This window comes from Microcystis sp. LE19-10.1B (assembly GCF_027530565.1).
GTDB lineage: Bacteria > Cyanobacteriota > Cyanobacteriia > Cyanobacteriales > Microcystaceae > Microcystis > Microcystis aeruginosa.
The window spans coordinates 22770-31586 of sequence record NZ_JAPZQM010000016.1; the positions used below are offsets into that span (position 1 = coordinate 22770).

The 8817-nt window shown below is 44.3% G+C and carries 9 protein-coding genes and 1 pseudogene; 7 read left to right on the forward strand and 3 right to left on the reverse strand.

The features are described from left to right. The first annotated feature begins 107 nt into the window (after window positions 1-107). The gene (locus O9332_RS00575; protein ID WP_288023249.1) at window positions 108-1391 is read left to right on the forward strand and encodes an AAA family ATPase; all 1284 of its coding nucleotides are present in this window, start codon (window positions 108-110) and stop codon (window positions 1389-1391) included. A 4-nt stretch (window positions 1392-1395) separates the two neighbouring features. Continuing rightward, window positions 1396-2067: pseudogene (locus tag O9332_RS27880) on the forward strand (DUF4276 family protein). A gap of 164 nt (window positions 2068-2231) precedes the next feature. Here the strand turns inward: O9332_RS27880 and O9332_RS00590 are convergent. Beyond that, entirely contained in the window at window positions 2232-2423 is a 192-nt protein-coding gene (locus O9332_RS00590) for a hypothetical protein (RefSeq protein WP_196219782.1), read from the reverse strand. Window positions 2424-3086: 663 nt separating this feature from the next. Here O9332_RS00590 and rplJ point away from each other — a divergent pair. The 5 genes from rplJ (at window position 3087) to O9332_RS00615 (ending at window position 6361) form a co-directional block, all read left to right on the forward strand. Further along, window positions 3087-3635 carry a 50S ribosomal protein L10 gene (rplJ, locus tag O9332_RS00595; protein WP_002757128.1) on the forward strand — a complete coding sequence of 183 codons (549 nt, stop codon included), beginning with the start codon at window positions 3087-3089 and terminating at the stop codon, window positions 3633-3635. Between the two features lie 44 nt (window positions 3636-3679). Continuing rightward, window positions 3680-4072 carry a 50S ribosomal protein L7/L12 gene (gene rplL, locus O9332_RS00600; protein WP_002736522.1) on the forward strand — a complete coding sequence of 131 codons (393 nt, stop codon included), beginning with the start codon at window positions 3680-3682 and terminating at the stop codon, window positions 4070-4072. 104 nt (window positions 4073-4176) lie between these two features. Then, window positions 4177-4272: a photosystem II reaction center protein T gene (locus O9332_RS00605; protein ID WP_012267019.1), complete on the forward strand. Its 96-nt coding sequence runs from the start codon at window positions 4177-4179 to the stop codon at window positions 4270-4272. A 127-nt stretch (window positions 4273-4399) separates the two neighbouring features. Beyond that, window positions 4400-4915, forward strand: coding sequence for a transcriptional regulator NrdR (gene nrdR, locus O9332_RS00610; protein ID WP_002757126.1), 516 nt, complete (start codon window positions 4400-4402; stop codon window positions 4913-4915). Between the two features lie 453 nt (window positions 4916-5368). Further along, entirely contained in the window at window positions 5369-6361 is a 993-nt protein-coding gene (locus O9332_RS00615; RefSeq protein WP_002757124.1) for a 30S ribosomal protein S1, read from the forward strand. A gap of 152 nt (window positions 6362-6513) precedes the next feature. On the opposite strand, the gene O9332_RS00620 is transcribed toward O9332_RS00615, so the two are convergent. Together O9332_RS00620 and O9332_RS00625 are read right to left on the reverse strand one after the other, a co-directional pair. Then, entirely contained in the window at window positions 6514-7533 is a 1020-nt protein-coding gene (locus O9332_RS00620) for an adenylate/guanylate cyclase domain-containing protein (RefSeq protein WP_002757122.1), read from the reverse strand. 84 nt (window positions 7534-7617) lie between these two features. Continuing rightward, window positions 7618-8319 carry a DUF3120 domain-containing protein gene (locus tag O9332_RS00625; RefSeq protein WP_002757120.1) on the reverse strand — a complete coding sequence of 234 codons (702 nt, stop codon included), beginning with the start codon at window positions 8317-8319 and terminating at the stop codon, window positions 7618-7620. Window positions 8320-8817: the final 498 nt, after the last annotated feature.

Here is an 8817-nt window from a genome sequence, read left to right on the forward strand (position 1 = left end):
GAACTCTCAAAAATTAATTAGGCAAGAACTCTATTAATAACTGGTCTAGAATCAATCTATCAAGAAATTGCTCAAATTACTTTAGTAATGAGAAACGGGACTAAATAATGGCCAGAATTGAGGGATTGAGGATTAAAAATTATCGAGCGCTCAAGGATATAACTCTGGGCAAGTTATGGAATACTCAAAATCGAGATTCTCTGACACCGATGACGGCCGTTATCGGCAAAAATGGTGTGGGAAAAAGCACACTTTTTGATGCGTTCGGTTTTTTATCTGATTGTCTTAAAGGAGGAGTAGAAGAAGCTTGTGATGCGCGAGGTCGGGGTGGGTTTGATCGTCTTCGTTCCCAGGGTCAGGAAGGAAGCATTGAATTTCAGATTTATTACAAAGAAGATTACAATTACCGACCAATTACCTATGAATTAGCTATTGATCTAGATACCGATAATAGACCTTATGTAAAAAAAGAAAGACTCAGACAGAGAAGAAAAGGTCAAAAGACCGGATGGCCTTTTTCATTTTTACTCCTCGATGAGGGGAAAGGAATCGTCTGGAAAGGAGAAGAAGAAGGGAAACAAGTAGAAGAAGGTCAAGACCATTTTGATTTACTTAAGTTAATAGAAAAAATTAAACGAGGAGATTATGAGGATGGGGGGGAGTTAGTGGAACTGAATGATAAGCGGAAACTAGGAATTGCTACGTTAGGTTCTCTCAAACAGCATCCGAGAATTTCCCTATTTCGGAGATTTATTGAGGGATGGTATCTCAGCTATTTTACTCCCGATGCGGCCAGAAGTTTGCCCCTAGCCGGACCCCAGAAACATCTGAATATTCATGGAGATAATCTCGGTAATGTGGTGCAGTTTATGGAAAGAGAGCATTCCAAGAAATTTCAGAATATACTTAATAGTATTTCTCGTAAGATACCGGGTATAGAAAAAATTAGTACAGAAAAAAGTCCCGATAATCGACTACTATTAAAATTTAATGATCGGGGATTCCAAGACCCATTTTATGTACAGCAAATGTCCGATGGTACTTTAAAAGTATTCGCCTATCTCTTACTGTTAGAAGACCCTTCCCCACCGCCATTTATCTGTATTGAAGAGCCAGAAAACGGCTTATACCATAAACTATTAGAAACCTTGGCTCAAGAATTTAGAAAACACGCCACAGGACAGAGAGGACGTTCTCAAATTTTTATCACCACCCATCAACCTTATTTTGTTGATGCTCTCCAGCCGGAAGAAGTTTGGATTCTGGAAAAAGGTGATGACGGGTTTTCTCGGATTAAACGGGCCAGTGACAATCCCTTAATCAAGAATCTCGTCTCAGAAGGATTGCCCCTTGGTAGTCTTTGGTATAGTGATTACTTAGATGAGAGATAAGGTCATGCACTTTGAAATTTTGGTTGAGGATTTGTCGGGAAAAAAAGCACTTGATATTCTAATTCCTAAGATTATTGACATGAATGCAGGTCATACATTTAGGGTTCATTCCTATAAAGGCAGTGGTCATATTCCCAGAGACTTACAGTCTGTTTCCGATCCTAGTAAGCGGATTCTTCTTGAGCGACTACCTAAACTGATTCAAGGATATGATAAAACTTTTTCTAGTTACCCTGATAATTATGCTGCTGTACTGATCGTGGTTTGCGATCTGGATAATCGATGTTTTCGAGAATTTCGACAATAATTAAGCAATTGTCTGGAAAAATCTGCTATCCAATCCCAAATTTACTTCTGTATTGCTGTTGAAGAAGGAGAAGCTTGGTATTTAGGTGATATTAATGCCATAAAAATTGCTTATCCCCAGGCCAAAAGTGCTATCTTGGATTCCTATATTAATGATAGTATCTGTGGTACTTGGGAAAAACTGGCAGATGCTATATACAGAGGTGGAGCGAAACAATTATCTAAGTTAGGTGGCGCTTCTGTGGGTCAAGAGAAAACAGTCTGGGCAGAAAATATTTCTCCTCAGATGAATGTGGATATTAATCGATCGCCCAGCTTTGGCTATTTTCGGGATAAACTACGTCATCTCAGTCAGGAAGAATCAAGATAAGTAATATTTTTTCAGGCTAAACTTTTAGGCATTTAAAATAATTGTCGAGAGCGGGGAATAGGCGATAGTGAGCAGTAAGCAGTGAGCCTAAATCCAGTTATTAAAGACCGATTATTTATACTAAATCCAGTTATTAAAAACTGATTATTTATTCCCTCTTTTGCCTATTGCCTATTGCCCATTGCCTGTCCTGATATGTAGCCTACACTCAACGGATTTAGTATTATTCCCCCTTTTGCCTCTTGCATGAGTGCCTGTCCTGATAAGTAGGGTCTGCTGAAAAAGTTTTTCGGTGGGGGCAGGGTGTGGGGTGTGGGGTGTGGTGTGTGGGGTTTTACCGGTTTTGAGGTGGCCAATTACCTAATTTTTAGGGAAAAAGTCCAGGAATTTTCCCCCTGATCACTCCCATACTTGGTACTTTTTGATTGACAAAAAGTCTAAAAGTCTTACCCAACAAGTTTTTTAGATTTATTCAGCAAACCCTAAGTAGGGTCTGCTGAAAAAGTTTTTCCTGGGGGTAGGAGTCAGGAGTCAGGAGCCGGTCGTTTCGGGCTTTGTTGCCATTGTTTTTTGTACCAAGCCATGTACTACAAGAAGGATAATGCAAGGTTTTTGAAAGTCCCAATCCTATTTTCTTGCACTAACATCGGACTTTAACAGGTCAAAAGCCTTATTTTAAAAGGGTTTTACCATTATTCAGCAAACCCTAAGTAGCCTATACTCAAGGGATTCAGTCTTAAATGCGATCGCCCTGCTCGTTCCTTCCCAGGGCTTGACATAAATCCCGCAATAATGTTATGATGAGGGACTGGCTTAAGCCAAAGACAGCAGGTGCGAAACAGCTTAAATACCCTGCCGAGGTCAAAGCGAGAAAACAGCAGCCAAAAAGACTAAAGAGAGATATTTTCTGTCTTGGTCGTGCCTGAACTGGATTCTCTCCACTCAACCCCGGCGCTACAAGGGGTTATTTTTGCGCCTGTCTGTGGACCGGTCCCCCGCATACAGGAGGTGAACAAGGGATGGGGAGAAGCAGAGAAAGCAAGGGAGTAATTCTAGAAGAATTAAAAACCTCCCTGAGGGAAGCTCAATTAACGATGGTCATCGACTATCAAGGTTTAACCGTCGCCGAAATCAGCAATCTACGCCGCAAATTGCGCCCCACGGGAACGATTTGTAAAGTCACCAAAAATACTTTGATGGGCTTGGCGATCGCTGAAGATAGTGGCTGGGAACCGATGAAAAGCCTTTTATCGGGAACATCCGCCTTTCTGCTCGTAAAAGAGGATATCGGTGGAGCTTTCAAGGCCTATCAAGAGTTCAAAAAAGAAAGCAAAAAAACCGAATTGCGCGGCGGTGTCCTCAAAGAAGGGACAAAAGGTCAACTGTTAACAGAAGATCAGATCAAAGCGATCGCCGATTTACCGTCGAAAGAACAGTTAATCGCTCAGGCCGCCGGAGCAATCAACGCCATTGCTGCCAAACTGGCCCGCAGTATCAACGAAGTTCCCGCATCTTTGGCCCGTGCCGTCGATGCCGTGGCCCGTCAAGAAGAAAAAGAAGCGGCTTGACACCGCGCCAATCAATCACTTACAAACAATTAGGAGTCTAACCCATGTCTGCTGTAGCTGAAATCTTAGAAAAACTCAAAACCCTGACCCTCTTAGAAGCTGCGGAATTAGTCAAAGGTATCGAAGAAACCTTTGGAGTTAGTGCCGCCGCTCCGACTGGTGGCATAATTATGGCTGCCCCCGGGGCTGCTCCTGCGGCTGCTGCTGAAGCGGTGGAAGAACAAACCGAATTTAACGTCGTTCTCGAAGAAGTTCCCGCCGACAAGAAAATTGCTATCCTTAAGGTGGTACGCGAATTGACCGGTTTAGGACTCAAAGAAGCGAAAGACCTGGTAGAAGCCGCTCCCAAAGCGGTTAAAGAAGGCACTAACAAAGATGATGCCGCCGCCATCAAGAAAAAACTGGAAGATGCTGGGGCAAAAGTTAGCGTTAAATAGGCGGCCACTGATTCTGGGGATATAGATTACATCCCCAGACGGGCCGAAAAGCTCATTTCCTGATACTATAGGATTGTTATAGCAGTCTTGTAGGATGTCCAACCATGGAAAGCGTCGCTTACATTTTGGTTTTAACTATGGCTTTGTCGGTAATTTTCTTCGCCATCGCCTTCCGGGAACCTCCCCGGATTCAAAAGTAAATTTCTTAACTCCGTTTAGGTTAATAATTTTCTTCCCTGAGCCGCCCGCTTGTCAAAAGCAGGTTAGCGGCTCTGGTTTTCGTATTTAAAGGCTTAAATTAAAGGTTCCCCTCACCGAGCGCCTCCTATGCAGTGTCCTAATTGTCAGCATACCGATAGTCGCGTTTTAGAGTCCCGCTCCTCCGAAAACGGTCAGAGCATTCGTCGTCGTCGTGAATGCTTACAGTGTAAATATCGGTTCACCACCTACGAGCGCATCGAATTCGTGCCGATCACGGTGATTAAAAAAGATGGTAAACGGGAATCTTTTGATCGCTGCAAACTGCTGCGGGGTATCGTCCGCGCCTGCGAAAAAACCGGCATTCCCCCCTCAAGATTAGAGGCGATCGTCAATGATATCGAATCCCGTTTGCAGCAAGACTCAAAACGGGAGGTAACAAGTCAGGAAATCGGTCAATTAGTCCTGGAATATCTCCGGCAAGAATCGGAAGTGGCCTATGTGCGCTTTGCTTCGGTTTACGGCAATTTTCAGGGAATTAGAGACTTTATCGCCGCTTTAGCGCTGCTGCAATCCTCCGAAATCGAACGCGCTCATCCTTCTTGGTCTCAAGTGGAAGAAGCCAGCGTGATCACCTCATCTTAAATAGGGTTTGCGGCAAAAAGTTTTTCGGTGGGGGCAGGGTGTGGGGTGTAGGGTGTAGGGTGTAGGGTTTTACCCATTTTCAGGGGGTCAATTACCTAATTTTCAGGGAAAAAGTCCAGGGATTTTCCCCCCGATCACTCCAATAGGCGGTACTTTTGGATTTCAAAAAGGTCTAAAAGTCTTATCGAACAATGTTTTTAGATTTATTCAGCAAACCCTAAATAGTTCCCGATTCAGTTATAATTAGGATCCCTTGTGCTATTTAAAGCCCAAGCTCTGGTTAGATTCTTAAAAGTCATTCTTGAGGCGGATTGCCTCCAGGAAAGCCGGATGCGGCAGTTCATCCCCTAGGCCCTGCCTAGAAACTAAATTGGGAGGCATCTCCTTGATTTAGAAACTGTACATCACATAGGAGGAAAAACCTACGGAAATTCCGAGGCCCAAACAACGTACATGACCACCCAAAAAACTGCAAACAAAAACATAGGCTTTACCCATGAAGATTTTGCCGCCCTTCTAGACAAATACGATTATCATTTCAGTCCGGGAGATGTTGTCGCTGGGACTGTTTTCAGCATGGAACCCCGGGGAGCGCTCATCGATATCGGTGCTAAAACCGCCGCTTTTATCCCCGTGCAGGAGATGTCGATCAACCGCGTCGATAATCCCGAAGAAGTTTTACAACCCAACGAAACCAGGGAATTTTTCATTCTTACCGACGAGAATGAAGATGGACAGCTAACCCTGTCGATCCGTCGCATTGAATATATGCGCGCTTGGGAACGGGTGCGTCAATTGCAAAAAGAAGATGCTACCGTGCGCTCGAATGTTTTCGCCACTAACCGTGGTGGGGCATTAGTCAGAATTGAAGGTCTCCGTGGCTTTATCCCCGGTTCTCACATTAGCACCAGAGAAGCGAAAGAGGATCTAGTCGGTCAGGAATTGCCCTTAAAGTTTTTAGAAGTGGATGAGGATCGCAACCGTCTGGTTTTAAGTCATCGTCGCGCTTTAGTGGAACGCAAGATGAACGGTTTAGCCGTGGGACAGGTGGTAATCGGTTCCGTGCGCGGAATCAAGCCCTACGGTGCTTTCATCGATATTGGTGGAGTCAGTGGTTTACTGCATATTTCCGAAATCTCTCACGATCACATCGACACCCCCCACACGGTTTTCAATGTCAATGATGAGTTGAAAGTGATGATTATCGATCTCGATGCCGAAAGAGGTCGCATTTCCCTCTCGACTAAACAATTAGAACCCGAACCGGGAGATATGCTCAAAAATCGCCCGTTAGTGTTTGAAAAAGCGGAAGAAATGGCGATTAAATACCGAGAAAAACGTCTAGCGGAAGCGGAAGGCCGGACTGTCTCGGAAGTAGTCGCAGAAATCGAAGTTCCTCCCGCCCTGGAAGAGGAAGATTTAGTTCTCGCCGCTGCCGAGGAGTAGGTCAGTTATCAGTTATCAGTTATCAGTTATCAGTTATCAGTCATCAGATTTGAGTTTTAAGTGTACAGTATTAAATAGAAGTTTCCTACTGTCTTTTCACTGATTACTGATTACTGTTTACTGATCACTGAAATGTCGTTTAATTTCAATCTTCAGACACTGCCGATAAATCCTGTAATTCCAGTTATCTCCTCACTAATATTGACATCGAGGAAACGATCCAAGTGATCAAAAGTGGTTCCGTAGGTAATAGTTTTATCGTCGTATCCTTTCAGACTGAGGGTATGTTGCTCAAAAGCTTGGTGGAGATGGGGTAAACCGATGAGATGACTGTAGGTAGTTGCTCCGATGGCTAAATCCCTACCTATTTCTTTAGTGGCCGACTCTAAACGAAAAGCGGCGTTGACCGTATCACCGATCGCCGTATAATCTGGATGTTCACCGCTGCCAGTATTGCCCACCATGGCATAACCGGTATTCACTCCCGCACCGATGCGTAATTTAAAGGGTAAGGGATATTCTTCGCTTAAGGCGCGGGTCATCTTGTATATTCGCGTAATTGCTTGGAAAATTTGCAAGATATCGTCTTGATTGACTTCCTGTTGGCCGTGAAACCAGATGGCCATGATCGCATCACCAATATATTTATCTACCCAACTGCCGGAACTGCGGATAATACTCCCGGCATGGCGAAACCAATTGCCAATCAGAGAAGAAAGCACTTTTTCGTCTAATTGCCTCGTTAAAGCCGTAAAATTTCGTATATCCACCACTATCACCGATGTTAAGCGACGTTCATGGACGGTGGAGGTGGGGGGATCCAATTCTAAATTGTGCGGTTGCTTGCCTATATTAGTGGGAGTAGGACGATAGAACTGCACTTCGGTTTTGCCAAAGGTGATCCGATCTTTGTCATGGATAGTCACGGGAATAGCTACCCTTCTGCCATTGACAAAAGTTCCATTGCGACTACCGAGATCGATCAGATAAAAATCTCCTGTTTCCGTGGATTGTAAAATAGCGTGATTGCGAGAGATACACTGATCTTTAATCACGATAGCGTTATCTTTGCTCCGTCCGATTGTCCAGTAAGGTCTCCCCACGAGAGGGAAAAAACGCTGTCCCTTCTCGGTATGGAGTAGTAAATAGGGATTTTTTCCTAGTAGAGCCACGGGTGCATGAGCAGCGATAGACAGGGGGTGCTAACTATATAGTTTATTCTATTGACCAGAAATGGAAATGAGCTAGGAAAACCATTAGGCCAGAGAAGCGGTAATCCAAAATAAACCATCGACTAAAATTGTACTCAATACGGCTCCGCTAAATGCCCACCAATGACACACCCGTTTTTGCAAAGGATAGATACCGATCGCTAAAAGCAGGTTGAGCAGCACGATCGCCCAACTGATGCCCCAGGGGGTCTGAATTTGGGCCAAGGCGTTATCAAATATCGGCGACACTAGGTTGGGGTCTAGTTCCACGGTCATTAATTGTCGCCAGTAGGGAATTAGTCCCGTTAGATAGAAATATAAGTCGGTGATGGCGGTTCCTAACAAAGAACCGAGATAGAAAAGATTGCCCACTTTGCCGCGACCTTTGTATAATCCCCAGAGAACAAAGGGCAGCCCGATCGCTTCCATGGGAATGTGGATCAATGGTTCCCAACGCCACCAACCCCAGTACAGAGAACCGGCTAACCAACTCCAACTAAAGCCCAAAAGTAAATCCCCCCAAAGACTGATTTTTGCCTGTTTGAGCAGCCAAATCCCTAACCCCACCCAGAAAACGGTTAAACCTAGGCTAATTTCGGGATAGTAGCGCACTAGGGGCGCTTGTATGAACACGGGGACTGATACCAGAAATGCTGCTGTCCAAAAGACGGATTGACATTTTTCCCAGTTAGGGACTAGGGGTTTCAGGCGATCGGGATTGCTGGGGACTAGGGTAGAGTTGAGCAAAGGATTTCAGAATTGTTACAAAACTTTACTTATATTAAGATACATCATTCTCTCTCTACTATATCCCCCCTAGGGGGATTTGGGGAAATTAAAAAATTGTTTTTGGCAATGCCCTAACGCTCTTCTGGGACTTTCGGAAATCCCTAACCGAATCTAGGCTCTGAAACCCTTGCTTGACAAGGGAACGCTAACTTTTTTTCTAATAAAAACTCAAATTTCGGGTTTCTGTTAGTTAGCGATAGCTTGAAGGCTTACCCCATAAGAGAGCTAGAGTTTAGAGACTGTAAGACCTTTGCCAGACTCCCTCCAAGAGCGCTAAGTAGTCGTGCAAAATTAATTTCCTAGTCGAGACTCCGAGACTCCGAGACTCCGAGACTCCGAGACTCCGAGACAGCTATCAGGGATCGGATTTGAGTTTTCAGTTCACTGTTTACTCACATCAGCAAAAGGCTGACGGCTGAGAGCTTAGATGTGTAATTAATTTTGCTTAGGTACTTA

Excerpts from the sequence above, each read along its gene's own strand:
- O9332_RS00575 (WP_288023249.1), top strand. The coding sequence starts at position 108 with ATGGCCAGAATTGAGGGATTGAGGATTAAAAATTATCGAGCGCTCAAG.
- rplJ (WP_002757128.1), top strand. The coding sequence starts at position 3,087 with ATGGGGAGAAGCAGAGAAAGCAAGGGAGTAATTCTAGAAGAATTAAAA.
- rplL (WP_002736522.1), top strand. The coding sequence starts at position 3,680 with ATGTCTGCTGTAGCTGAAATCTTAGAAAAACTCAAAACCCTGACCCTC.
- O9332_RS00605 (WP_012267019.1), top strand. The coding sequence starts at position 4,177 with ATGGAAAGCGTCGCTTACATTTTGGTTTTAACTATGGCTTTGTCGGTA.
- nrdR (WP_002757126.1), top strand. The coding sequence starts at position 4,400 with ATGCAGTGTCCTAATTGTCAGCATACCGATAGTCGCGTTTTAGAGTCC.
- O9332_RS00615 (WP_002757124.1), top strand. The coding sequence starts at position 5,369 with ATGACCACCCAAAAAACTGCAAACAAAAACATAGGCTTTACCCATGAA.